21 protein-coding genes are annotated in these 24,061 nt (G+C 40.5%); 14 read left to right on the forward strand and 7 right to left on the reverse strand.

Going from position 1 to position 24,061, the window contains the following annotated elements:
• Nucleotides 1-131: 131 nt before the first annotated feature.
• The 4 genes from purN (at nucleotide 132) to AC1XUO_RS12035 (ending at nucleotide 3,829) form a co-directional block, all read left to right on the forward strand.
• Nucleotides 132-704: a phosphoribosylglycinamide formyltransferase gene (gene purN, locus AC1XUO_RS12020; RefSeq protein ID WP_483330038.1), complete on the forward strand. Its 573-nt coding sequence runs from the start codon at nucleotides 132-134 to the stop codon at nucleotides 702-704.
• 9 nt (nucleotides 705-713) lie between these two features.
• Nucleotides 714-1,637: a hypothetical protein gene (locus AC1XUO_RS12025; protein WP_483330039.1), complete on the forward strand. Its 924-nt coding sequence runs from the start codon at nucleotides 714-716 to the stop codon at nucleotides 1,635-1,637.
• A 288-nt stretch (nucleotides 1,638-1,925) separates the two neighbouring features.
• Nucleotides 1,926-3,005 carry a hypothetical protein gene (locus AC1XUO_RS12030; protein ID WP_483330040.1) on the forward strand — a complete coding sequence of 360 codons (1,080 nt, stop codon included), beginning with the start codon at nucleotides 1,926-1,928 and terminating at the stop codon, nucleotides 3,003-3,005.
• 182 nt (nucleotides 3,006-3,187) lie between these two features.
• A complete protein-coding gene (locus AC1XUO_RS12035; RefSeq protein WP_483330041.1) occupies nucleotides 3,188-3,829 on the forward strand; it encodes a porin family protein in 642 nt (213 codons plus the stop codon).
• Nucleotides 3,830-3,904: 75 nt separating this feature from the next.
• Here AC1XUO_RS12035 and AC1XUO_RS12040 read toward each other — a convergent pair whose 3' ends face one another.
• Nucleotides 3,905-4,342: a DUF6526 family protein gene (locus AC1XUO_RS12040; RefSeq protein ID WP_483330042.1), complete on the reverse strand. Its 438-nt coding sequence runs from the start codon at nucleotides 4,340-4,342 to the stop codon at nucleotides 3,905-3,907.
• A gap of 69 nt (nucleotides 4,343-4,411) precedes the next feature.
• Nucleotides 4,412-5,674: a beta-ketoacyl-ACP synthase II gene (gene fabF / locus AC1XUO_RS12045; RefSeq protein ID WP_483330043.1), complete on the reverse strand. Its 1,263-nt coding sequence runs from the start codon at nucleotides 5,672-5,674 to the stop codon at nucleotides 4,412-4,414.
• Nucleotides 5,675-5,898: 224 nt separating this feature from the next.
• Between fabF and AC1XUO_RS12050 the strand changes: the two genes are divergently transcribed.
• Together AC1XUO_RS12050 and AC1XUO_RS12055 are read left to right on the forward strand one after the other, a co-directional pair.
• On the forward strand, nucleotides 5,899-6,255 hold the full coding sequence (locus tag AC1XUO_RS12050; RefSeq protein WP_483330044.1) for a DoxX family protein: 357 nt from the start codon (nucleotides 5,899-5,901) through the stop codon (nucleotides 6,253-6,255).
• A 122-nt stretch (nucleotides 6,256-6,377) separates the two neighbouring features.
• Complete coding sequence (locus AC1XUO_RS12055; RefSeq protein WP_483330045.1) at nucleotides 6,378-7,706, forward strand: DEAD/DEAH box helicase; 1,329 nt, start codon at nucleotides 6,378-6,380, stop codon at nucleotides 7,704-7,706.
• A gap of 68 nt (nucleotides 7,707-7,774) precedes the next feature.
• Here AC1XUO_RS12055 and AC1XUO_RS12060 read toward each other — a convergent pair whose 3' ends face one another.
• On the reverse strand, nucleotides 7,775-9,340 hold the full coding sequence (locus AC1XUO_RS12060; RefSeq protein ID WP_483330046.1) for a capsule assembly Wzi family protein: 1,566 nt from the start codon (nucleotides 9,338-9,340) through the stop codon (nucleotides 7,775-7,777).
• 462 nt (nucleotides 9,341-9,802) lie between these two features.
• On the opposite strand from AC1XUO_RS12060, the gene AC1XUO_RS12065 reads away from it, so the two are divergent.
• Together AC1XUO_RS12065 and AC1XUO_RS12070 are read left to right on the forward strand one after the other, a co-directional pair.
• Nucleotides 9,803-10,507 carry a ferritin-like domain-containing protein gene (locus AC1XUO_RS12065; protein WP_483330047.1) on the forward strand — a complete coding sequence of 235 codons (705 nt, stop codon included), beginning with the start codon at nucleotides 9,803-9,805 and terminating at the stop codon, nucleotides 10,505-10,507.
• Nucleotides 10,508-10,534: 27 nt separating this feature from the next.
• Nucleotides 10,535-11,344: a ferritin-like domain-containing protein gene (locus AC1XUO_RS12070; RefSeq protein ID WP_483330048.1), complete on the forward strand. Its 810-nt coding sequence runs from the start codon at nucleotides 10,535-10,537 to the stop codon at nucleotides 11,342-11,344.
• Nucleotides 11,345-11,486: 142 nt separating this feature from the next.
• Here AC1XUO_RS12070 and hemA read toward each other — a convergent pair whose 3' ends face one another.
• Entirely contained in the window at nucleotides 11,487-12,746 is a 1,260-nt protein-coding gene (hemA, locus tag AC1XUO_RS12075; RefSeq protein WP_483330049.1) for a glutamyl-tRNA reductase, read from the reverse strand.
• A gap of 277 nt (nucleotides 12,747-13,023) precedes the next feature.
• On the opposite strand from hemA, the gene AC1XUO_RS12080 reads away from it, so the two are divergent.
• Nucleotides 13,024-14,316, forward strand: a complete 1,293-nt coding sequence (locus AC1XUO_RS12080) for a sensor histidine kinase (protein WP_483330050.1) — start codon at nucleotides 13,024-13,026, stop codon at nucleotides 14,314-14,316.
• A gap of 108 nt (nucleotides 14,317-14,424) precedes the next feature.
• Here the strand turns inward: AC1XUO_RS12080 and AC1XUO_RS12085 are convergent, their stop codons facing one another.
• The 3 genes from AC1XUO_RS12085 to AC1XUO_RS12095 all read right to left on the reverse strand — a co-directional run bounded on the left by AC1XUO_RS12085 (nucleotide 14,425) and on the right by AC1XUO_RS12095 (nucleotide 18,258).
• Complete coding sequence (locus AC1XUO_RS12085; RefSeq protein ID WP_483330051.1) at nucleotides 14,425-17,022, reverse strand: BamA/TamA family outer membrane protein; 2,598 nt, start codon at nucleotides 17,020-17,022, stop codon at nucleotides 14,425-14,427.
• A 158-nt stretch (nucleotides 17,023-17,180) separates the two neighbouring features.
• A complete protein-coding gene (locus tag AC1XUO_RS12090) occupies nucleotides 17,181-17,690 on the reverse strand; it encodes a hypothetical protein (protein ID WP_483330052.1) in 510 nt (169 codons plus the stop codon).
• Between the two features lie 58 nt (nucleotides 17,691-17,748).
• A complete protein-coding gene (locus AC1XUO_RS12095) occupies nucleotides 17,749-18,258 on the reverse strand; it encodes a hypothetical protein (protein ID WP_483330053.1) in 510 nt (169 codons plus the stop codon).
• 190 nt (nucleotides 18,259-18,448) lie between these two features.
• On the opposite strand from AC1XUO_RS12095, the gene AC1XUO_RS12100 reads away from it, so the two are divergent.
• From AC1XUO_RS12100 to AC1XUO_RS12120, 5 genes are all read left to right on the forward strand, one after another.
• Entirely contained in the window at nucleotides 18,449-19,477 is a 1,029-nt protein-coding gene (locus AC1XUO_RS12100) for an acyl transferase (protein ID WP_483330054.1), read from the forward strand.
• Nucleotides 19,478-19,716: 239 nt separating this feature from the next.
• Entirely contained in the window at nucleotides 19,717-20,319 is a 603-nt protein-coding gene (locus AC1XUO_RS12105) for a gluconate 2-dehydrogenase subunit 3 family protein (RefSeq protein WP_483330055.1), read from the forward strand.
• Nucleotides 20,320-20,416: 97 nt separating this feature from the next.
• Nucleotides 20,417-22,135 carry a GMC oxidoreductase gene (locus tag AC1XUO_RS12110; RefSeq protein ID WP_483330056.1) on the forward strand — a complete coding sequence of 573 codons (1,719 nt, stop codon included), beginning with the start codon at nucleotides 20,417-20,419 and terminating at the stop codon, nucleotides 22,133-22,135.
• Nucleotides 22,136-22,311: 176 nt separating this feature from the next.
• Entirely contained in the window at nucleotides 22,312-23,505 is a 1,194-nt protein-coding gene (locus AC1XUO_RS12115) for an acyltransferase family protein (RefSeq protein WP_483330057.1), read from the forward strand.
• 21 nt (nucleotides 23,506-23,526) lie between these two features.
• Nucleotides 23,527-23,916 (forward strand): VOC family protein, encoded by a 390-nt coding sequence (locus AC1XUO_RS12120; protein ID WP_483330058.1) that lies wholly within the window; start codon nucleotides 23,527-23,529, stop codon nucleotides 23,914-23,916.
• The last annotated feature ends 145 nt before the right edge of the window (nucleotides 23,917-24,061 follow it).

The following is a 24,061-nucleotide window of genomic DNA, read 5'->3' on the forward strand; positions in this document are numbered from 1 at the left end:
AACTTATCAGAACAACGGCTTCCGAATTATCCCCGGAAGCCGTTCTTTTTTATAGCTTTGCCAATTATTTCAAATATTCATGAAAGATCGAAATGACAAATTTCAACTTTCAATCCCCAATCTAAATCATAATGAAACGTATTGCCATTTTCGCATCAGGATCCGGATCAAACGCTGAAAAAATCGGCGAATATTTTGCAAACCGAAACGATGTGCAGGTGACTTTAATACTCACCAATAATCCGCAGGCCGGAGTCATCCAGCGTGCAAGAAAACTTCATATTCCGGTTGTTATTTTTGACAGAACAATTTTTTACGAGACGGATCAGATTCTTGAACTTTTAGTTAATAATAAGATCGATTTGATTGTTTTGGCAGGCTTCATGATGCTGATCCCGGCAAAACTGGTTGAAGCGTTCCCCGACCGAATGGTCAATATTCATCCGGCATTACTTCCCAAATATGGTGGGAAAGGAATGTACGGAAGTTTTGTCCACGAAGCCGTTGTTGCCAATAAAGAGAAAGAGTCCGGCATAACGATCCATTTTGTAAACCAGCATTACGATGAAGGAAATATTATTTTCCAGACCAGTTGTGAAGTTTCGGAAACAGATTCGCCGGATGATGTTGCGGACAAAATACATGTGTTGGAGCACAAACATTTCCCGAAAATCATTGACGAAGTTCTATCAGGTTTGTGTTAGTTAATCAATATGTTATACTTTTTACTCTCCGTATTTTTTACAGTAGCACTTTACCTGATCATGCGGTCATATCCAAAATATCAGGTAAATTCCTTTCATGCAGTCGTAATCAACTACTACTCCTGCGTGGTAACAGGCTTATTTTTGACACCAGATATCAGTGCTTTTAAAGAAATTCAATGGGCTTCCGAAGGAACTATTCTTACCCTCGCACTTGGAACTTTGTTTGTAATCGCGTTTATGTCAATAGGTTTAACTGCGCAGAAAGTAAGCGTAACGGCGGCGTCGCTGGCTGGGAATATGTCGCTGGTAATCCCTGTTTTATTCGGACTTTTTATTTTTAAAAATACAAACAAGGAATTTACATTCCTTAACTATACAGGACTGGTCATAGCATTGGCCGCGCTTGCTTTGGGTGTTATTCAAGATAAGGAAAAGAGTACTGAATTTGAGCATGGACAGCCGTTAGAGGTATCTGTTTTATCTTATGCCTGGCTTTTGCCGATATTTACTTTTCTGGCAAGCGGTACGAACAATACGCTTATTAATTACCTTACGATGCAATATTATCGTCCTGAGCAAACGACAGTATTTATGATCATTGCCTGTTCCGGTGCTATTCTCATCGGAACATTGTTACTGCTTTATAAAATCATTTTTGGTGGAGAAAAATTAACGCTTCGAAGTGTAGTTGGCGGGTTGATCCTGGGCGTACCCAATTTCCTCTCTTTATATTTTCTGCTTCTTGCATTGGGCTCCTTCGGCAACAGTGCAGCATTTGTTTTTCCGATTTATAATATTCTAAGTATGCTCGTTTCCTCTTTCGCTGCCTGGATTTTATATAAGGAGAAACTTAATAACCTGAATCGCTTAGGTCTTGCCCTGGCTGTTGTTGCCATCATTCTGATTTCTTACCAGGAACTGGGTTTATAGGAATTATCTGGTTGAAGATTACTGTTATTGAAGTTAGGGAGTGTTCTTTACCCGTCCGACGGTAAAAAACCGTCGGACGGGACCGGGAAGCCCGGTCGGACGGCTTTTTCCGCCGTCCGACCGGTAAAAAACAATCTGACCGGTAACAAACAATCTGACCGGCAACAAACAATCTAACCGGTAACAACCAATCCGACCACGAAAAACCAAAAGATAAAACACCAAAATATCCACTCACCAAAAACTCACAAATAGCCAAAACGGTTATTTCAACATATTAAATTAAAAATGATGCAAAGATCAAGTGTGCTGCGTATTGGGCAGCCGAAGACAGTTTTAAATAAACGTCAAAAAGAATTCAATCAGTTGTCGGAGCGCATCGAGCAATTGGACAAAGTGATTCCGGAATTGCGAAACACATATCGATTATTGATTGAAAGAGTACAAAAAGAATACAATCCGATCGTGATGGAATATCAGGAGTTTCGGGTTGAACTAGTCAGGCATCTGGACAGAATGTATGAAAAAGATCTGTACAGAAAAGCATATCTGACCAAACTTGCTTATCTGATCTCAGAAATTTCCTTTGATCTGATCGTTAATTATAAATTTGAAGAACTGCTTCCGTTATTTAATAAATACAGTGAGGTCGACTTTGAAACTGCACTCAAAGAATTAAAAAAAGCCGATTCGCAATTAATTGACACGAAACTTCTGGCCGAGGAGAACGAAGTTACCGAGGAAGATATTTTTCACGAACTGGAACCGGAAGAACAGGAACGGATCAAGGCAGAGTTACGCGCGGAAAAAGTGAAAGCGCATCAGGAGGAGGCAAAACAGGCCAGACAAATTTTGCAAAAGCAAAAAACCACAAAGTCTGTCAGAAAGGTTTACATGGATCTTGTTAAAGCATTTCACCCTGACCTGGAGACAGATGAGGCAGAGAAGTTGCGCAAAACAGAGATCATGCAAAAAGTTACGCAGACATACCAGGAAAATAATCTTCTTGAACTTCTGAAATTGCAGATCGAATTTGAAAGAATAGATCAGGACCATTTAGAAAACCTGGGAAAGGAACAGCTGACTTATTATAACCTGGTTTTGAAGGAACAAGTCGAAGAACTGGAAAAAGAGAAACTGGAAATTCAACAGCAGATCTCATACTTATGCGGACTGAAACCAGAACACGTTAATGCCATGACTACGGTTGTTGTTAAATTTAATACCAACATCAACGAGGTCAAAGCCGAAATCAAAGAAATTAAGTATACGTTAAAAAAGTGGAAAGAACCAAGTTTGCTGAAAGCATTTCTTAAAACATACGAGATACCAAACATGACCATTTTTGATGAGGAAGATGATGATTAATAATTTGCAAGTGGTAAAATATGTAGACATCCCACCACAGATTTCTAACATTCTCCACGAACTCAAAATTGGAATCATCTTATATACGTCTGATAACAAACCAACTATATAAATCAGAGATAAGCGATCATACAGGCACAATAATTGAGGAGCACAGTTCAAATTAACTTAATCGTGCTTATATGAAAAATTGTATTATTCTTTTATTAACGCTTACAATTGGGATATCATCTGTCTCAGCTCAGGAGAATGTTTCTATCGGACCTATTGCTGGTGTTTCTTTTGCCAATCTCCACGGCACTATGGAAAACACAAGTACAAAGCCAGGCCTAACGGTTGGAGCATTTTATAATTATAGTACTAAAACAGGTTTTGGGTTCAGCGGACAATTACTATTTACACAACTGGGTGCTCAAACGTTTAACAAAACCAATGAGATTAATTTAAACTATATCCAGGCTCCGTTGTTGTTCACCTTTTTCTTTGGACAGTTTGGAGATCGTCTTCGCCCTAAATTGTTTGTGGGTCCAACTTTAAACTTCCTTGTTAGCGCAAAAGACAAAGACGGAAACAGCATTGAAAGACCAAATAACATGCGTTATTACAATATTTTTGACCTCGGTATTACGGGTGGAGCTGGTTTCAACTATGAACTAACTCCAAAAGTTTGGTTGAATTTTGATGTACGTTACGGCTTAGGTTTGTTTAACGTTTCAAGAGCAAACAATGAAAACCTTAAAAACAGAAACCTTGGAATTAATCTTGGATTAAGCTTTCCATTAGGTACATACGATAAAAAATCAGGTCGCCTGAGAACTAGATAATTGCCATTTACACTTCATCTATAAACAAGAAAGGCATCCACAACGGATGCCTTTTCTTATGTCAAATATTATATTTCAAACCCTCATATAATCAGGAAGCCAGTCTTTAATCGATTTTTTGATTTCGTCAGGCGTGATATTCTCATTTACAGCGCGTTGCACCAATCCCACCAACTCCGAATCAGACGCAAAACGGAGCGCAAATAATTGTCCTTCCGAAAGAGTGTCCTCATAAATTTCAAGACGCTGACCAGTCAGAATATAATACCTGAAACGAAGTTCAAGACGTATAATTCTGTTTTGATTGTTCAATGCGTAATGCTGTCGCAGCATAAATGCCACATAGCCGATCATAAAAAACGCGAGCGAAATAAATGTCCAGATTAACGATTGCTCCTCATACTTAGAAATATAATAGATACTGAATCCCAACAAAATTGACAAGATGGGATAAAACACGAAGTGATGAGGCGGATAGTAACGGACGTGATTTTTATAATTTTGTGTTTCCATGAGTTAATAAGGTTTAGACGGACATCTGTAATAATAATATCTGATAATCAGCCTGCCAGACTGTGAAAATTATTCCTGAAACTTCTTGAAAATACTCGATGCTATATGCCCGCCAAAACCAAGGGTATTGTTCATGGCATAATGAACGTCTCTTTTTTTCGCGGATCCCAAAGTCATGTCAAACTTACCTTCGAATTCAGGTTCGATTTGAAAGGAGTTAATGGTTGGAGGGATAATATTATCAGTGATCGCCTTAATACAGGCGATTGCTTCAATCGCACCTGCGGCACCAAGCAGATGCCCGGTCATGGATTTTGTAGCACTGATACTCAGATCTGGATTTCGACCAAAGATAGTCTCGATCGAATACAATTCGCTGATATCGCCAACAGGTGAAGCAGTACCGTGAACATTGAGATAATCGATTTCAGAAGCTGAAATTCCGGCCTCATCCAGGGCAAGTTGCATCGCCAGTGCTGTTCCTTCGCCTTCCGGATGCGTACTTGTCAAGTGAAAAGCATCGGCAGTCATGCCGCCACCGACAATTTCGGCGATAATGTTTGCGCCTCGCTGTAGAGCGTGTTCGTAACTTTCAAGAATTATTGCCCCAGCGCCCTCTCCCATCACGAATCCATCGCGAGAAGGATCGAAAGGTTTACAGGCACTTTGTGCATTTGCGTTGTTGGTCGATAGCGCTTTAGTCGCGTTAAAGCCGCCAATCGAGACTTCATAAATTGGTGCTTCCGATCCTCCGGTGATGATCATATCCGCTTTCCCCCATTGAATAAAATTGAAGGCTTCGATAATAGCGGTATTCGCACTGGCACAAGCTGAAACTGACGTGAAGTTCACACCACGCAGACCATATTTGATTGAGATAACGCCTGAGGCAATATCTACGATCATTTTGGGATAAAAATACGGGTTGAAGCGAGGAATTCCATTACCGGTAGCATATTCGGACACTGCTTCCTGAAAAGAATAAATACCTCCATTACCACTACCCCAAATCACACCAACACGGTTTTTATTTAATTTATCGAAATCTATGCCCGCATTTGCAACCGCCTCCTCGACTGAAACCAACGCATATTGCGTGAAAGGATCATACTTTCTAGCCTCGTTACGGTCGAAGAAATCCTGAGGGTTGAAGCCTTTTATCTCGCAGGCAAATTTTGTTTTAAAGTTTGTGGTATCGAATTTCGTAATGGGACCTGCACCGCTAACACCATTTACCAACCCATTCCAGAAATCATTTATATTATTACCGAGAGGGGTCAAAGCACCAAGACCTGTAATTACTACCCTGTTTAATTGTCCGACAAGTTTCATTTACTACATTATATTTTTTGGCGGCTGTTAAGTCTTTCTTTCATACAGTCTCCCGTTATTTTTCAAAGATAATAAAGCTTTTAAATGGTTTAATCGTTCCAAAGTTAAATCTATTTCAGCGCCTGTTTACCTGGTAATATAGATTCTGGAATTGTTGACTAAAAAAACGATATATTGGGACATGCTTAAAGGATGAAACATCACCTAAGACTAAATTTTTCTATATGAAGCCTTTCTTCCTTTACCTGATGTCAGCATTTTTTTTCTTCGCGGGCATTGTTCATTTTCTGAAACCGGGCGTATTTCTTGGAATCATGCCTAAATTTTTGCCTTATCCATTACAGCTGGTTTATATCAGCGGAGCATGCGAAATTCTGTTTGCCGTTCTTTTGGCCATTCCTTCAACCCGGCACATTGGTGCCTGGCTGATTATCTTATTGCTTATCGCAGTTTTCCCGGCCAATATCCAAATGGCAATAACTTTCTTTAAAGAAAAAAATCCCTATTTATGGGTTGCATTGTTGAGATTGCCTTTACAATTTGTGCTGATATGGTGGGCATGGCTTTATACTAAAATGTAATATTTTCGGAAATAATCCCTCTGAATTTCTCCAAAAAAAGCAATAATTCACCTTATTACGAGCAGAAGTACCCATGTCCGCAATAATAGAATTACCTTTGCGGATTATTTAGCAGTAGTGTTATGACTTTCGAAGAATTAAATCTTAACAGAGCCTTACTTAATGCACTTGAAGATCTGGGTTATACAACGCCTACGACGATTCAGGAGAAGGTATTTTCTGTGATGATGTCCGGAAAGGACGTGTGTGGTATTGCCCAGACGGGAACCGGTAAAACTTTTGCATACCTTTTGCCGACACTTCGGCAATTACAATATTCCAAAGACAGATTGCCTCAGCTTCTGATCATCGTGCCAACCCGTGAGCTTGTGGTGCAGGTGGTGGAAGAAGTAAAAAAACTGGCCGCTTATATGACTCTCACTGCTGTGGGCGTATATGGCGGCGGCAACATTAAGGTTCAGATGGCTGAGCTGAAGAATGGCGCCGATGTGGTTGTAGCCACGCCAGGCCGCCTGGTCGATCTGGCTCTGAATGGTTCGTTGAAAACAAAAGCGATCAAAAAACTTGTTATCGACGAAGTGGATGAAATGCTTAATCTTGGCTTTCGCACGCAGTTGAAAAATATCCTGGATCTCCTTCCACAGAAAAGACAAAACCTTTTGTTTTCTGCGACATTAATTCCAGAAGTTGAGGTGTTAATGGAAACTTATTTCAATAATCCTGTCAGAATAGAAGCGGCTCCGGTTGGAACGCCCTTGGAAAATATTGAACAGATCGCTTACGACGTCCCCAACTTCTACACGAAAGTAAATCTTCTGGAATTGCTTTTGAGTGAAGATGAAACGATGTCAAAAGTGCTTGTATTCAGTGCTACCAAGCATCTGGCCGATCAGTTATTCGCTCAGCTTGAAACAAAATTTCCTGATAAAATAGGTGTTATCCACTCGAATAAGGAACAAAATCACCGTTTTAATACGGTTAAACAATTTCACGAAGGAAATTACCGGTTAATCATCGCAACTGATATCATTGCCAGAGGTTTAGATGTCGCAGAAGTTTCGCACGTTTTCAATTTTGATGTGCCGGAAGTTCCCGAAAACTATATTCACAGAATCGGGAGAACGGGACGGGCCGACAAAAAAGGTATCGCCATTACTTTTGTCACAGAAAAGGAAAAGGAATTTCAGGAGAATATTGAAAGTTTGATGAACTATCAGATTCCAATGTTGCCTTTACCAGAGAATCTGAAGATATCTGAGGTACTTACCGAGTTAGAAAAGCCGCATATTTTTATGAAAACCGTTGATATCAAGTTACCTAAAAAGGGAACGGTTGGCGCAGCTTTTCATGAAAAAATTGACAAAAATAAAAAAGTCAATGTACGTAGAAATCACGCAGAGGAAAAAATGCAGAAATATGGTCGCCCGATTAAAAGAGCACCGAAAAAATAACAGGATTTTCTTCATTCATAAAACGTTGGCGAAGCTGAGCATTGCCAACGTTTTTTATGTTCCTGTAATTATTTTCTGCGTCCGAAACTTGTAGCTCTCAATCCAATATAACCACCAACAGATGAAGGATATAAATCACCCTGATCGATGGCAATTTTTGTAATTAAACGCGTATTTCCCCATTTCAGGATTGGCGCGTCGACCATTAACAAATAAGAAAATTGTTTTGCTGTAGGTTCGAACGGGCGGTTGTTCGTACCAAAGTTTTCGCTGTATGATATTTTTGTTCGCCATTGAATAGCGCTTGAAAGCGTACCTTCCAACCCTGCATGATAAACAATGACACGATTATCAGAGAAAAACTCGCCTCCGCCATACTTCTCCTGATTGATTTCACTTGTTGGCGGTAGAAAAGGTGTGCCCATTCCCTTTCCAAAATATGACCATCCTTCCCGGTACTGCGCATGGTCAAAATAATTATCATTTCCTTTGAAGCGCGTCCCGGGAATATTAAAACCGGTACCAGACTGATCTTTAGAAAATAAATACTCCAAAAGAATTCCTCTCACTTTGACAAATGAATTCCCGGTTGCAGCCCTTTTCCAGCTGAAACCATATAGTCCGTCAGGAATATTTTGCAGCTGTAAGCCGGAACCATCTTCGAACGGATGATTATGGTATAAAAGTAACTTTGACTTATCAAGTTTGTATTCAAAAGCAAGATCATACTGACCTACATGATTTCCGACCCGGTTTTCTCCATCAAAATTTGTAAAACGAGTATTTCTGTAAACTTTTGGAATTTTTCCTATCACTACGCCCCAGAGGTAATCCCCAAAATTATCGGTTAGTTTTCCATCAATTGCCAGGGGACTATCTTTCAAATAATCAGCTTCCCCCGCCCAGGTAACACTATGTACGACACCCAATTGCACATTGAATCGTCCATTCGGTTTTCCAAATCGTCCATATAAGGTTTTCTGATGCAGGTATGCGTTTTGAATATAGGGAGTATTATACCAACCGTGGGAGTAAAAACCTTTGATGGCTACAAAGCTTTTAAGAAATTTCAAAGGAACGTAGTCGGGGAAACCGAGCTGGATTTTAGGTACAGGCAGTGCATTTCCTGACCAGGTGAAAGAGCCTGTACTTAGCGTTGTGTCAATGATACCCAGTATTTCTTTTCTCCTGCCACCCCAGAATTCAAGACTTTTCCATCGAACCTTAACATACGCTTCCGGAAGAAAAACTTTCGTGTTACCGCCTCCTGCATTTAAAACAGTTTCGGCGCCTGCGCCCCATCTGATTTTAGAACGTTTCGTTTTGATAGAATCAGACAAAATCTGAGACTCATAAACCAAACCGACTCTCCCGGTGAAATCAGGCATAGCCAAGGGAACAACGCCAAACTGATTTGCCCTTAGCCAAAAAGGCGTCGTTGCGGCGCTTCCTATGTAGGTGCCAATTTCTGCCGACGGGGATAGATGCGCTGTCTGAGCCCTGACTGTTCCAATTAAACCGGTTAATACAAAAAACCAGACAAATAATGTCCTGGAATAGCTACAAAAGTCGTAGCCGGTTCCTTCTTCTTGTGAAATTCCAAATTTTTGTATCAAAGCGCCAATAAACGCCATATCTGGTGGAGGTAAAAAGTGTACTAATAAACATGTAAGCGCCTGTCTGAGATATCTACGAAAAATAACTTCGACCAGATTCTGCAAAGCGAGCAAATTAGTCAAAACAATCGAAAAGTTTTGCTGTCTACATAATGTTGATGATACGTTAATCTACCAATTAACCTTTTGATTTTTATCCAAAGGACACCTTCTGGGAGTAGTGGATTAAGTTCCAATAAAATAATTTCTACGAATTATATTTTTCCAAAATTAATTTTAAAATTTTTCATCTAATAATTATCCTATGAAATTGGGACTTTTCTTAACCTCATTCCGGCTTAAATACAAAATGAACTTTGGCAAACGAATCAATTATCCAAATATTTTTTTTAGCGTTAAATCTATTTTGATTTAGACGGCGTAAGTCTTCTAAAATTCAATCATTCCAACGAACGCTTAGATTAAGAAACTATCACGACTATGAAAAAAACCTTATCAGAAAATTCAGTTTCAACCGACAACGAAATGCTGGTGAAAGTGAACAGACGCTATTTCCTAAGATCAGCTGGCGTGGCCGCAGCTACAGGCGCTTACATTCTTGGCGCATGTACAGATCATGATCTTGAAAGTGACCAAATAGTAGAGTTAGGTTCAGGAGACGTTGGTATCCTAAACTATGCGTATGCTCTTGAACAATTAGAAGCCGCATTCTACATTCAAGTTATGTCTACTCCTTACATCGGTATCACCGAAGAAGAAAAGATGATTCTTACAGACATCCGTGACCATGAGATTATCCACAGACAATTCTTCAAGGCCGCTTTGGGATCTGCTGCAATCAAAGGTTTAACGCCAAACTTTACATCAATTGATTTTTCTAACCGTGCAAGCGTATTAGGTGCTGCGAAGTTATTTGAGGATACTGGCGTTCAGGCATACAACGGAGCTGGTAAGTTTATTAAAGATGCTGGTTATTTATTATTGGCAGGTAAAATTGTTTCAGTAGAAGCTCGTCATGCAGCGGCAATTCGTGAATTGCTTATGCCAAACACGGCATTCTTTGCTGGTGATGATATTGTTACAACAAGCGATGGATTTGATGTTGCTCTTCCTCCGGTTGTAATCCTTCCTTCTGTTCAGCCATTTGTGATGAACAAAATCGGTTATTCACAATTGCCAGTTTAACAATCAACTCTTTAACATTCGACAGACATGAATATCTTCAATATATTTGATACTTTACAAAAAATTGACGGCGACGCAATTGGTCGCTTAGAACACGCTTCGCGTCGCACGTTTATGAACCGCATTGGAAGCACATTAGCTGCCGCTGCTATTCCAACGGCCTTCGCTACTGTTGTTAACAAGGCTTATGGGGCTACACCATCGGCTATCGAGGTTTTGAACTATGCACTAACGCTGGAATATCTGGAAAACGAATTTTACGAAATTGGTAACGGAACAGCTAATTTGATCCCGGCTGAGTATAAGGCGGCGTTCATGCAAATCGGTATCCACGAAAGAAACCATGTTAAATTTTTAGTAAACGCATTGGGAGCAGCTGCTGTAAAAAAACCAACATTTGATTTTACTGCGAAAGGCGCATTTCCTGCATTCACTGATTTCCCAACTTTTGTGACACTATCGAAAGCATTCGAAGATACCGGAGTTCGTGCTTACAAAGGACAGGCAGGCAATCTTATCTCTGAGCCGCTTCTTCTTCAGTATGCGCTACAGATACACTCGGTAGAGGCACGTCATGCTGCTATTGCGAGAAAGATTTTATCAAAAATCTCTGGTGATAAATCAATTAAAAGCTGGATCACAAACGATGCTGGTTTCCCGGGAGCAGTGTACAAAGGTGAGATGAGCGAAGGTCAAGTGGTTCAGGGAGGTTTAAATCTTCCAGGTATTGCTGGTCTTGAAAATATCTCATTCGCTACAATTACGGAGTCGTTTGATGAACCGTTAACAATGAAAGAAGTTCTTGATATCGCAGGACCATTTGTTGTGTCGCTGTGATAATATAAAATTGTGGAGGGTAAGGTAATGCATAGATCGGGTTGCTATAAGAGCGTCCCGATCTTTTTTTTGCATCGACAAAAAAATAACCCCGAAAACTTTACAGTTGTTCGGGGACTTTATATAATTCAGGCCTGTGTTTTTAGTGATTTTCCTTTTGTTTTTCCAGATTGAATAAATCATTCAAAACATCGATCAGTGTTTCAGCTTCTCCTCGTTTACATGCTGCTTTTAATTGCAAAACAGGCAGTTTAAGGATTTTTTGCATCATGCTGGTTGTAATACGCTCTACTTTTTCAAGTTCTGAATCGCTTAGATTTTTGGTAAAACGTCCTAATTCCTCCTTACGGATTTGTTCCAGCGCACCTTTCAATTTTTGAATGGTAGGAGAAACGATCATTTCTTTTGACCAGTCATTAAATTCCAATACTGCTTCGCCAATAATTTCTCTGACCTGCGGAACCGATTCAAGGCGACGGGAAAGCGCCTCATCAGCTCTCGACCGGATTGAGTCTATTGCATATAACATAACACCCGGAATTTCTTCAACCTCCGGAGAAACACTCCGCGGTACAGAAAGATCGATAAAGTATTTGAAAGACATGCCTCGTAAGCGTACCATCATTTCTTTTGTAAAGAAAGGTTCGTCACGTGCTATCGATGAAACGATTATATCTGCCTGGGAAATCTGATATTCAATATCTTCAAAGTCGGCTACCTTAAAGTTAAGCTCTTGCGCCAGGGCATTTGCCTTACTTCTGGTGCGGTTAACCAAAGTAACATCTGCGTCACTCTTCTGCGCAAGATTGCGGCAAACATCTGTTCCAATTTCTCCTAAACCGACAACCAAAATTTTCGGATTTGGCATTAAGCCATCCAGTAGTTCCACCGCAGCATAAGAAACTGAAGCGGCCCCGTCACGGAAAAAAGTTTCCTGAGCAACGCGCTTGTTGGCGAAGAAAATAGTATGAAGCAAACGGTGTAAAAACGGACCGGCAAGATTTAAATCTGCGGTCCACTGATATGCATGTTTAATCTGGTTCGGGATTTGCATATCGCCAACAACCTGAGAATGAAGTCCCGTTGCCACTTCAAATAAATGTCTAACGGCAGTTTCTCCTTCGCTGAAACGCTCAAAATATTCAAGAAAAGGTTCTGTATCAGTAATTCCTTTCTCTATGAGAAGAAGCTTGATAATATCTTCGTTAAGATCCTCAGCGGAAGAATAATATATCTCGGTGCGATTGCAGGTAGAAACGACAAGAACATCGGAAACTTCAAAGAAATCCTTCAAACGAAGCATGATACCCTTCGCGCTGTCCTCCGAAAGAGCTAACTGCTCTCTAATGGAAAGTGGGGCATTCCGATGTGATAAACTTATTGATTTGAAATGATTATACATCACTAGTTCTAATTCGATTCACAAAAATACGGCACAAAATTTACAATAGGAACGCTTAGTAAAGAGCCTCCCTTTATTTAGAAGACATATAAATAAAACTGCCGATTGATATGTAAATTTCCGCTTAACATCATGGTAAATAAATGACGGGGATCATCTTTTTACATGACATAGAGAACAAATGAAAATAGTTTTAAAATCCACTAAGCACGATTATTTTACGTTATTTGTAAGCCTAATTATCAAATGATTAAATCATTACGTGTCCCAAACCTAAATGATCGCTGAAACTCCAAAAAATAAACGCCGTTTCCGATTACACCCCGTAGCTCTTTTGAATAGCGACAGGCTTCGCCGTTCTCTCGTTGAAACTTATGAGCGAAAGGGAAACCTGAAATATTTTATTGGTGTAGTTTTACTCATGCTGAGTATTGTTTCCTTATTCTACACTAATGATCTGGTTGACAAGCTTGAAGAGCGGGAAGAACGGGAAGTGCGGTTGTATGGAGAAGGCCTTCGGTATATTGTTAACAGCCCGGATGATGAGAATTTTAATGTGATCATGAGTGTCATTCAGGATGCGGTGACCTTCTACCAGATCCCGGTTATTTACGTGGATGAAAATAATTTCCCTATTCACAGAAATATAAATTTTCCTAAAAATGCTTCGCTGCGTGAAAAAGAACGGATCATTGAAGCGCAGTTGGTGAAAATGAAAGGTGAGCACCTCCCGGTACCTGTCCAGGTTGGTGAAGGAAAAATCGGTTACATATATTACAGCAATTCCTTTCTGTTAACACAACTTCGGTATTATCCGTTTGTGCAGCTCACCGTAATGCTGCTGATCGGATACTTGGCTTACTTAGCTTTCAGTGCAGCCCGAAAAGCCGAGCAAAATCGTGTATGGGTTGGTTTGGCAAAGGAAACCGCGCATCAACTTGGAACGCCTCTTTCTTCACTAATGGCTTGGGTTGAATATTTTCGGAGTGACCCTAACATTGATTCTTCTATTGCAGATGAAATTGAAAAAGACGTGGTTCGTCTGGAAATGATTACCACTCGGTTTTCAAATATAGGCTCAATTCCGACGCTTAAACAGGAATCTGTTTCAACCATTGTCACCAGTTTCATTACTTATCTTCAAAAACGTGTTTCTTCAAAAGTCCATTTTTTTATTCATGATCAGCTTTCAGAAGGACAAACTGCGCTATTGAATAAAAATCTTTTTGAATGGGTGGTTGAAAATATTTGTAAAAATGCAGTTGATGCAATGGGTGGTATTGGTGAAATTAATGTAACCTTACAGGCTCCGCCCAATAGCAAACAAATCCTGATCGATATCCAGGATACCGGAAAAGGGATGACAAAGGCCAATGCAAACAAGATCTTCAATCCCGGTTTTAGTACTAAAAAACGTGGCTGGGGCTTGGGCTTAACGCTGGCAAAACGGATTATCGAAGATTATCACGGCGGAAAGTTATTTGTAAAAAGCTCTGAGGTTGGTAAGGGTACCACGTTTAGAATATTAATTCCTGCTAAAATTGCAGAGGAAGTTATTTCTGAGGATTGACGTTTAAGCCTTTTACCACCTGAGACATTTTAGTTATCCTTAGTTTTGTGAGCGTTTTTTATTGGTTAGTTAATACTTTTTTGAGAATAGTCGATTTCATACGTCTTTTCAAAAACTAAACCCAATCGAAATATACGGTAACGCGCTTTCCTTGGAAAAACCGACCGCGGCCTGGATCAGGACTAATTCTGCGGGTTCGATGTATATTCCTCCGCCATAACCATCATGCCACTTTTTTGATGATTGACCTGGCTCCCAAACTCTTCCGACGTCGTTGAACGCAATCAGCCCCAGTGTGCCGGGAACGATATAGGAAGTAAAATGGAGGACATCCAAACGCAAATCAAGATTGTGATATATCATTGTCTTTCCAGTAAAACGGTTGGTATGAAAACCTCTTAAACTTCGTACTCCCCCCAGTTGCATACGCTGAAAAAAAGCTGGATCTCCAACTGTTGTTCCTCCGCCAATTCGATTGGCTACTACGAATCTTGTATTTTTTGTAGCCATGTAATGTCGGAATTCAGTCGCCAGCTTTCCGAAGGATTCGTAGTTTCCGTCAATTTTTTTCTTTAAAGATAAGGTTGTATTCCAAAACATCCCCCTGGATGGCATCCTGGCTTTATCGCGTGTGTCGAAAATCCAGCCGGCAATTACACCTGCGTAAAAACGATCCTGAAAAACTGCATACTCAGGATTTTCTTTATTGAAATCGTTAAAGAATCGGTTCTTATTTGACGCTGATTTACTCGTGTAGAATTCTGTTGATAAACCTCCGAATAAAGTCAGATTTGGCTGAGGTTTTCTTTTTAATTTAAAATCAACAGTCAAATAATCATAGCGGTTTCGATAATAAGACATTTTAAATTCACCTTCATTGATGAACCGGGTATTATTTCCTATGCCGAAAAAATTACTCAAATTCCTTGGGCCAAGTAAATGCGCATCAATTTCCAGGTCATTTTTCCCAAATATTTTCTTGAAATCACCGACATAATCCAGAATAAATGACTTTCGGCCCGTTGAGTAATTAGCCCAGAATTCATTTTTGAAAGCATAAGGTTCTTTCCTGAATCCCTGTTTTTCGAAAATTGCACCGGCTGCTAATTGAATTCCCTGATCAATATTATAGTTTGCCCGAAAAAGAGGCCCCAGCCTGTTAAACATGAAACTTCTATTATTGTATTGATTTACAGTCGTATCAGTAGAAAGTCGAAGTTTCGCTTTCGAGGAGGATGGTAGGATATTTTCTTCGTCCGAACGATCATACACAAACAATTTAGTCCTATTTCGAAGTTTTTCATCCACTTCAAATTTATCCCTATCATCCCCTCCAACCATGCGAACGACAATTGGAGATTTTGTTTGACCGGATACTGAAAAAATATCTTCTCCTCCAAAGCCGTATAACCTTATTTCAGCGGTGATTTGATGTTCAAAATATCTTTTATAAATCGTTCTGCCGTTTGTTCCATCCTTTTTGATATTAAAAACGGTCAGATCAATATCTCCATTTTCGGTGTGGTGTATATCAAAAAATTCCCTTTTATCCGATAACGGAATTTCTACGGTATGGGATAAAAAATTATAATATTCCATCGCATAAACCGGAAGATTATCTATTCTTCCCAGCAGCGATTTGTGCAGTTGTTCTGTTGAATGATCAGCATAAATACTGTCCGGCAACTTTTTCATTGCATTTTCAACCAACTCAGATGTCAGTTTGTCCTGCACATACTTAATTTCATTGTGCCAGTCTTTTTCGTCCAACTGACTTAAAAAATAACGATCCAGATAACGCGCGTTAAAATTCCATCCCGTGATATCCCGGATATTCGCGCTGTATGGCTGAAGATTGGATTTCAACCATTGATGAGAAAGAAACCAGGGTAAAAAACCAGAAGTTTTGTAAAAGACTTTATCCCGGTCTCTCGGCACAGGCAGATACAAAGTTTCCCCTTTCGACTTTTCAGGAAACCAGCGCCAGTTATCTTCATGCCTGTCCCAATCCCCAATAACCATATCCAGCAAACGCGCACGCAACGTCAGCTGTTCATTAAACCGGGTATCATTGTCGCGCTCCACTTTGCGTTGCGCTTTGTCCGTGGCGTCAGTTTTTTCTGTTTCAAAAGGATTTCTTTCTTCAAACAAATAGGCTGCATTGGCAAAAATCTTCCTGTATTCTCCTAACCCGGGATCATCACCGACATAGACAATCTCCGGATTGGAATGTAAAAGCCCGAGTGCTTCTGCCAACGGTGGGGTAATCAGCGCGCCAAAAGGATGACCGGTCGAAACCTGATCCTGAACAATGTTTTTAGCAATCGTCGGACGTAGATTTTCAGGAAGTCCACGCTCAGGATATTTCTGAATGGTTCTTAAAACCCATTCCTTGCCAGAAGCATCTTTGAGCCGAAGCGAACGTGTTTGCATGCCACCTCCCAGTTTTACAATCTCCAAACCTCCGCGTTCTTTTTGCAAATCAAGGATCCGCATTGGAACCGGTGTAGCCCATAATTTCCGGTAGTTTTCTCCAAGAAAAAACCGGTGGAGTTTGCCAACGTCGTTATATTCAGGAGAAATTGCAATGTCGATACGATCACTTGTTACAGAATTTTGTGCAAAAGAGGTACTTGCAGACAAAAATACAATGAGCAGGATAAGCTCAACGAACAGAGGGTTATTACTTGTAAATGTTTGCTGCATATACGTTGCGTCGGAAAAACCCTAAATATACGGGTCTTATCATTATCCAACGTAAAATTGAATAGCAGACGGCAACATTTAAACATCCAACAAACAGAAAGGCCGCCGTCAAAATCGACAACAGCCTTTACTATTAACTAGTGTATTCCACAAAATCCTTAATTCCTCGGCACAAGAATACTATCAGTGACAATTTGATTACTAAATTTCATTGAACGATCTCGAATCCTGACTTTCCATTTATGCAAAACTAATTTTGCACTATTGGAATATGGGGCCTCTGTGTTAAGATCAAGCCTTCCCTTTATCGGTGCTGATTTACCATCCAGCTTTAATTCAGGAAAAAACTTATTGCTATCCAACGAAGAAAATCGTTCAACCCACGCATTGTTCTCAAACGTACATGTGATCAGTTCGTAATTCCCCCTCCCATCTGCATACTTAGCCAAATTACTCCTTTCAGAATCCGATGCACCTAAATCGCCATTGCCATCTTCGAAATCGATACTAATTATAATTTTTTCAACCTTATTCCCCAGTGCATTAGTATCAGTGTGTTGCTCAACACTATTGTAGTAAATTTTCGGAATATCATTAAAATCCGGCGTATCTACACAGCTAGCAGTCAGTAAGCAAATTAACAAAACAATGTATAGATTTCGGGACATAGTGAAATGGCAGGAAATAAGTATTCAATATATCAATTTTGTTCTCAGTATGAAATCTTTAAAACGCCGGCACTTGAATGCTATCAGTTGCTTCCTGATTACTTACGCGAAGAGCCCGATCGCGTATTCTTACTTTGAATTTAACCCAAACCAGCGACGAACTTCCTGAATAGAAAAAAGTAGTGTTCAGATCAAGTCTTCCTTTTATAGGACCAGATTTGCCGTCAGGTTTCAGCATCGGGAAAAATTTGAATCTATCCAGCGCCAGGATTCGGTCAACCCATTGTCCCCCTTCCTGTCTGGACGTAACCAGCTCATAATTCCCCCAATCTTTGTACTTTATTGTATCACTGCGTTCAGCCTCCGAAGCACCCAGATCGCCATCTCCGTCCTCAAAATCAACACTGATGATGACATTCTCCTGAATCTTTCTGCCGGACGAATCGGTTAAAGTACTCTGGTCAATACTATTGTAATAAATTTTTGGTGTATCATCAAAATCGGGAATATCGACGCAACTAGCCAATGCGACAGACGAAAAGAAGAACAGGTATATTTTCCACTTCATATTTATGAGATTTTGACCAAGACGGTCTGCTAACAGATTCTTTTCAGGTTTACCAGATATTGATCTTTTCCTTAACTTTTCACTTCTGACATTTCCAGAAATAAGCTAACCACTTCTGCGAACTAACTTTTAACTTTGTTGGAATAACACGAAAGTACTACGATTGAAACTTCAAAGCAACATATCACCCTTGGAAATACGTCAACAGCTTCGCCAACAAATAATCGATTTAAAGCCGTCTGAATTTGAGGCGCTCGCCTTACGTATTTTTCGTTATCAGGCAGAAAATAACCCGGTTTACAATAAATTCATTTCCTATCTGAATATTGACATAAAGCTGATCAATAAGCTTACGGAAATACCATTTCTTCCAATACAGTTTTTCAAAAGTCATACGGTAAAGTCAGGAACACCTCCCGAACCCACGGTAATATTTGAAAGTAGCGGAACTTCTGGCATTTCAACCAGCCGACATGCCTTATATGACGCTCCCCTCTACAAATCAGTCTCCACAAGCATCTTTGAGCAAAATTATGGGCATCTGAAAGATTTTCATTTGCTGGTTCTGCTACCTTCATACCTTGAACGAAACAACTCGTCTCTCGTGTATATGATGCAACATTTTATTGATGAAGCAAATTCACCATACTCCAATTTTTACCTGCATAACATCGATGAAATGTTGGAAAGACTGAAATACCTTTCAGCAAATCCCGACGGCCGGGGTGTTCTTTTAATGGGTGTCACTTTCGCACTGCTTGATCTGGCAGAAAGCGGAACTGATTTTTCATTCTTTCAAAATATTCCGAATCTAAAAATAATGGATACCGGCGGTATGAAAGGACGCCGCAAAGAACTTTTGCGTGAAGAAGTCCATGACATACTGAAAGCAAGTTTCGGTGTTTCTGAAATTCATTCTGAATATGGTATGACGGAATTGCTTTCCCAAAGTTATTCACTTGGTAATGGTTTGTTTACGCCGGGAAACACCATGCGAATTTTACTTCGTGACGTCAACGATCCATTTTCAATTTTTGACCATAACTTGTCTGGTTCAAAAACCGGCGGAATCAACGTTGTCGACCTGGCTAACCTTGATTCTTGTTCTTTTATTGAAACACAGGATCTTGGCCGCTTCGGTTCGGAACCCGGGACATTTTACGTGATGGGCCGCTTCGATAATTCCGACATTCGCGGATGCAATTTACTCGTACTATAAATCGTTTTGCCTGACGAAATAATATTAAAAAATTTCGCTTCCATGCGTCTGGAATCTTTAAGTACTTTCTGATAACTCATAGCTACTGATATATAGCATTATACACACCTGAGCCTAATATAGAATAATTCTAACCGATCAAAAATAGAGAATATTTCATAAATTAGCCGGATTGTTTATAATTGCATTAATCTAATGTATTATTACACTTTGGACCGTTAACTTATAAAGCATATAAAATGAAAAGACGTGATGCGCTTGCCCGTGTGGCACTATTGATGGGTGGAACTCTTTCCGCTCCGACCATGCTGGCTTTTCTGGAGGGCTGTAAATCGTCGACCGAAACATCGACAAGTCTTACTTTTCCATTTTCAGCTGATCAGAAAAATTTAGTTTCCGAAGTAGCTGAAATAATTATTCCTAAAACGGATACGCCGGGCGCGAAAGATGCGAAGGTTGGCGAGTTTATAGAAATGATGCTAAAAGATTGCTACGAAGCAAAAGACCAAAACAGCTTTGCAGCAGGATTGAAAGATCTTGAAAAAAGAGATTTCCTTAAAGCTTCCCCGGCGGACCAAACGAAGATATTGAAGGAGTTGGAAGCATCTGCAAAAGCAGAATCTGAAAAAAGCTCAGAGGCGAAAAAGAAATTTACTGAGGCCGGAAAAGAGTATACCGACGATCAGGGTGTTCCATTCTTCAGATTGGTAAAAGAGCTGACCTTATTGGGTTATTTTACATCTGAACCAGGTGCTACTTTGGCGCTGGAATATGTCCCGGTTCCTGGCCGTTATGATGGCTGCGTTGATATGAAACCCGGTCAAAAAGCCTGGGCAATGTAAATTCTTAAAAATAAATCTGAGCAAAACATAAGAAGTACATTTCTGATTTTGCTCAATCAGTTATTGATTAATCTACAAGACATAAGAAAAATTCATCATGAATTTAAACATAAAAGGTCAAAAAGAAGTAACGTATGACGCAATCGTCGTTGGTTCTGGTATAAGCGGCGGTTGGGCTGCAAAAGAATTAACTGAAAAAGGACTGAAAGTGGTTATGCTTGAACGCGGGCGCGATATCAAACACATAACCGACTACAAAACAGCAACACTCGCGCCTTGGGAAATTGAACACCGCGGTCGCGTTACAACGGTTGCTAAAGAAGAATACTGGGCGGGAATGCGCACAGGATATACTGCAAATCCTGAGCACAGATATTTGTTCGAAAACGATTCAGAAAATCCGTACGAGGAAACGAGAAAGTTTGACTGGATCCGTGCGTATCACGTAGGTGGCCGTTCGTTGTTGTGGGGGCGCCAGAGTTACCGGTTGAACCCGATGGATTTCGAGGCAAATGCAAAAGACGGAATTTCCATTGACTGGCCGGTTCGTTACAACGAAATCGCTCCCTGGTATGATTACGTAGAAAGATTTGCCGGGATCAGCGGCGCAAAAGACGGATTGGATGTTTTGCCCGATGGAAATTATTTACCTCCTATGCAGATGAACTGTGTAGAAACCAAGGTAAAAGGTGAAATCGAAAAGAAATTTGCCGGCCGCCACATGATCATGGGACGCGCAGCTCACTTAACAGCCCCAAAAGATTTCCATACTGAATTAGGCCGTGCGGCTTGTCAGTTCAGGAACATGTGTATGCGTGGATGCCCTTATGGCGCTTATTTCAGCACACAAGCTGCCACACTTCCAGCTGCAATGAAAACGGGAAATCTTACTTTGATTCCTGATACCATTGTTTCAGAGGTGATTTACGATGACAATCTTGGTAAGGCAACCGGTGTTCGGACGATCAATCAGAACACGATGGAAACGAAGGAATATTTTGCGAAAATTATTTTCCTTAACGCTTCTGCCATTGCTTCTGCATCGATCCTATTAAATTCTAAATCAAAGAGATTTCCTAACGGTTTCGGAAACGACAGCGATCAGGTTGGCCGCAATATTATGGACCACCATCTTGCTGTTGGAGCCCGTGGAGACTTCGACGGATTTGAAGATAAATATTATTTCGGACGTCGTGCCAATGGTGTTTACGTACCTCGTTATCGTAACTGGGGTGATGACAAGCGTGATTACCTGAGAGGATTCGGTTACCAGGGCGGTGCAAGCCGCGACAGTTGGGGACGTGGAGCCGGAATGGACGGCTTTGGAGCAGAGTTCAAAAAGGAAATCTCTCAGCCAGGCGGGTGGAGTATGAACCTGGGAGGTTTTGGAGAAATGCTTCCCGACGAGAAAAACCGTTTTACTCTTTCTACTAAAACGAAAGATAAATGGGGACTTCCTGTTGTTATTTTCGATGCAGCCTATGGCGAAAACGAAAAGAAAATGCGTGTGGATATGATGAACGATGCAGCGGAAATGTTAGAAGCTGCCGGTCTGAAAAACGTATCGAAATACAACGACGAATCAAAACATCCGGGTATAGGTATTCATGAAATGGGTACAGCACGTATGGGAAATGATCCTAAGACTTCGGTTTTGAATAAGAATAACCAGGTTTGGGGAGCAACGAATGTCTATATGACTGACGGTGCTTTCATGACTTCGGCGTCTTGTGTTAACCCGTCACTGACCTACATGGCAATGACAGCACGTGCAGCTGATCACGCAGTGAAGGAACTTAAAAAGATGAATCTTTAAGATCATATTATAAGATCCAAAATAAAATCTCAAATTGTAAAAAACGCCTTGCCGGGTAAATCCGGTGAGGCGTTTTCTTTTACCATCAACTAGCCCAATTAAAAACAAATCAGGTAGTATATTGTAATTCTGTCGCCAAAATCGACAATTTAATAACCCTAACCCACTTCTAAACGTTGAAAGATTTTCCTCTACCCGCTATTCCGCAACGTGTTTCATCCGTCGACGCTTATCGCGGTTTCGTAATGTTTCTCATGATGGGCGAAGTTTTGAAATTTTCACAGGTAGCCAAAGCATTGCCCGCCAGCACCTTCTGGGCATTCCTTGATTACCACCAAAGTCACGTTTCCTGGGTAGGATGCTCGCTTCATGACCTTATTCAGCCTTCCTTTTCATTTCTTGTAGGTGTGGCACTTCCCTACTCCATGGCAAGCCGGGCTAGCAAGCAGCAAAATACCGGCATGATGTGGTTTCACACCATTCGCCGCTCACTGATTTTAGTATTGCTGGGGATATTTTTACGTTCCATGCATGCAACACAAACTAATTTTACTTTTGAAGATACCTTGACGCAGATCGGACTTGGTTATCCAATTTTGTTCGCCCTGGCTTTCAGATCAGAACGAACGCAATGGACAGCATTAATAACAATTCTTTTAGCGTATGGAATTTTTTTCGCCGCCTACCCATTACCCGGCCCCTATTTCGACTGGGCAGAAACCGGAACAACACAGAATTGGGAGCATAATCTGAAAGGATTCGCAGCACACTGGAATAAAAACACCAATGCGGCCTGGGATTTTGACCGATGGTTTATGAATCTTTTTCCCAGGGAAACTATATTTGTGTTTAATGGGGGCGGATATAGCACCCTGAGCTTCATTCCAACGCTGGGCACGATGATTCTCGGATTAATTACCGGCAAATGGCTGAAAAACTCAAAATCTTCTTCTGCCTTGATCAAACAATTAGTGTTCACGGCTGCGATTCTGTTTGTAATTGGAGTCATCTTAAACCTGACAGGAATCAATCCTATTGTGAAAAGAATCTGGACGCCGGCCTGGACCTTATTCAGTGGCGGCTGGTGTTTTGTTTTATTAGCGGCTTTTTACTTTATCGTTGATGTAAGGGATCAAAAAAAGTGGTTTTTCCCACTGGTCGTAATTGGAACCAATTCCATAGCCGCATACCTTTTGGCACATACCATTGACAGTTTTATCGACCAGTCGTTCAGGATTCATATCAGTCCAAATTATGATCTTATCTTCGGGCAACCTTATCGATCGCTTGTCAGCGGAGCCATTATCCTGTTGATTGAGTGGTATATTTTATATTGGATGTATAGAAAAAAGATGTTCATTAAAATATAATTTAACATTAACCATATTCATATGTTGTCATTAAAAGGTATACACCACATTGCTATCATCGCCTCTAATTATGAAAAATCAAAACATTTTTACACCGAAATTCTTGGATTTAAAATTGAAAGCGAAGTAAACAGAGCGGAAAGAAAATCGTTCAAACTGGACCTTTCATTGAATGGGGAATATATCATTGAGCTTTTCTCCTTCCCGGATCCTCCGATGCGTCCCTCGCGGCCTGAATCCACAGGTCTCCGCCACCTGGCTTTTAAAGTAGAAAATATTGAAATAGCGATAGAGGAATTGTTAAAAAATAATGTTCTGTGCGAACCGGTCCGTATAGACGACCTGACCGGCAAAAGATTTACATTTTTCGCTGATCCGGACAATCTTCCTTTGGAATTGTACGAGGTTTAGTAACTCTTTTCCATCAGCTAAAAAGCCCTGAAACGAAATTTAACCTTCGATTCAGAGCTTTTTTTTATTTCTCATCATTGCTGACGGTGACTTCATTTAAAAACCGACGTCTATGTGTTGAAAGTGATTCTCCCCTTTCAGTACA

This window comes from Dyadobacter sp. HNCC25DJ186 (assembly GCF_056895235.1).

Bases quoted from the DNA above. Each gene is read 5' to 3' on its own strand.
- purN (WP_483330038.1), top strand. From the start codon at position 132: ATGAAACGTATTGCCATTTTCGCATCAGGATCCGGATCAAACGCTGAA.
- AC1XUO_RS12025 (WP_483330039.1), top strand. From the start codon at position 714: ATGTTATACTTTTTACTCTCCGTATTTTTTACAGTAGCACTTTACCTG.
- AC1XUO_RS12030 (WP_483330040.1), top strand. From the start codon at position 1,926: ATGATGCAAAGATCAAGTGTGCTGCGTATTGGGCAGCCGAAGACAGTT.
- AC1XUO_RS12035 (WP_483330041.1), top strand. From the start codon at position 3,188: ATGAAAAATTGTATTATTCTTTTATTAACGCTTACAATTGGGATATCA.
- AC1XUO_RS12040 (WP_483330042.1), bottom strand. From the start codon at position 4,342: ATGGAAACACAAAATTATAAAAATCACGTCCGTTACTATCCGCCTCAT.
- fabF (WP_483330043.1), bottom strand. From the start codon at position 5,674: ATGAAACTTGTCGGACAATTAAACAGGGTAGTAATTACAGGTCTTGGT.
- AC1XUO_RS12050 (WP_483330044.1), top strand. From the start codon at position 5,899: ATGAAGCCTTTCTTCCTTTACCTGATGTCAGCATTTTTTTTCTTCGCG.
- AC1XUO_RS12055 (WP_483330045.1), top strand. From the start codon at position 6,378: ATGACTTTCGAAGAATTAAATCTTAACAGAGCCTTACTTAATGCACTT.
- AC1XUO_RS12060 (WP_483330046.1), bottom strand. From the start codon at position 9,340: ATGGCGTTTATTGGCGCTTTGATACAAAAATTTGGAATTTCACAAGAA.
- AC1XUO_RS12065 (WP_483330047.1), top strand. From the start codon at position 9,803: ATGAAAAAAACCTTATCAGAAAATTCAGTTTCAACCGACAACGAAATG.
- AC1XUO_RS12070 (WP_483330048.1), top strand. From the start codon at position 10,535: ATGAATATCTTCAATATATTTGATACTTTACAAAAAATTGACGGCGAC.
- hemA (WP_483330049.1), bottom strand. From the start codon at position 12,746: ATGTATAATCATTTCAAATCAATAAGTTTATCACATCGGAATGCCCCA.
- AC1XUO_RS12080 (WP_483330050.1), top strand. From the start codon at position 13,024: ATGATCGCTGAAACTCCAAAAAATAAACGCCGTTTCCGATTACACCCC.
- AC1XUO_RS12085 (WP_483330051.1), bottom strand. From the start codon at position 17,022: ATGCAGCAAACATTTACAAGTAATAACCCTCTGTTCGTTGAGCTTATC.
- AC1XUO_RS12090 (WP_483330052.1), bottom strand. From the start codon at position 17,690: ATGTCCCGAAATCTATACATTGTTTTGTTAATTTGCTTACTGACTGCT.
- AC1XUO_RS12095 (WP_483330053.1), bottom strand. From the start codon at position 18,258: ATGAAGTGGAAAATATACCTGTTCTTCTTTTCGTCTGTCGCATTGGCT.
- AC1XUO_RS12105 (WP_483330055.1), top strand. From the start codon at position 19,717: ATGAAAAGACGTGATGCGCTTGCCCGTGTGGCACTATTGATGGGTGGA.
- AC1XUO_RS12110 (WP_483330056.1), top strand. From the start codon at position 20,417: ATGAATTTAAACATAAAAGGTCAAAAAGAAGTAACGTATGACGCAATC.
- AC1XUO_RS12120 (WP_483330058.1), top strand. From the start codon at position 23,527: ATGTTGTCATTAAAAGGTATACACCACATTGCTATCATCGCCTCTAAT.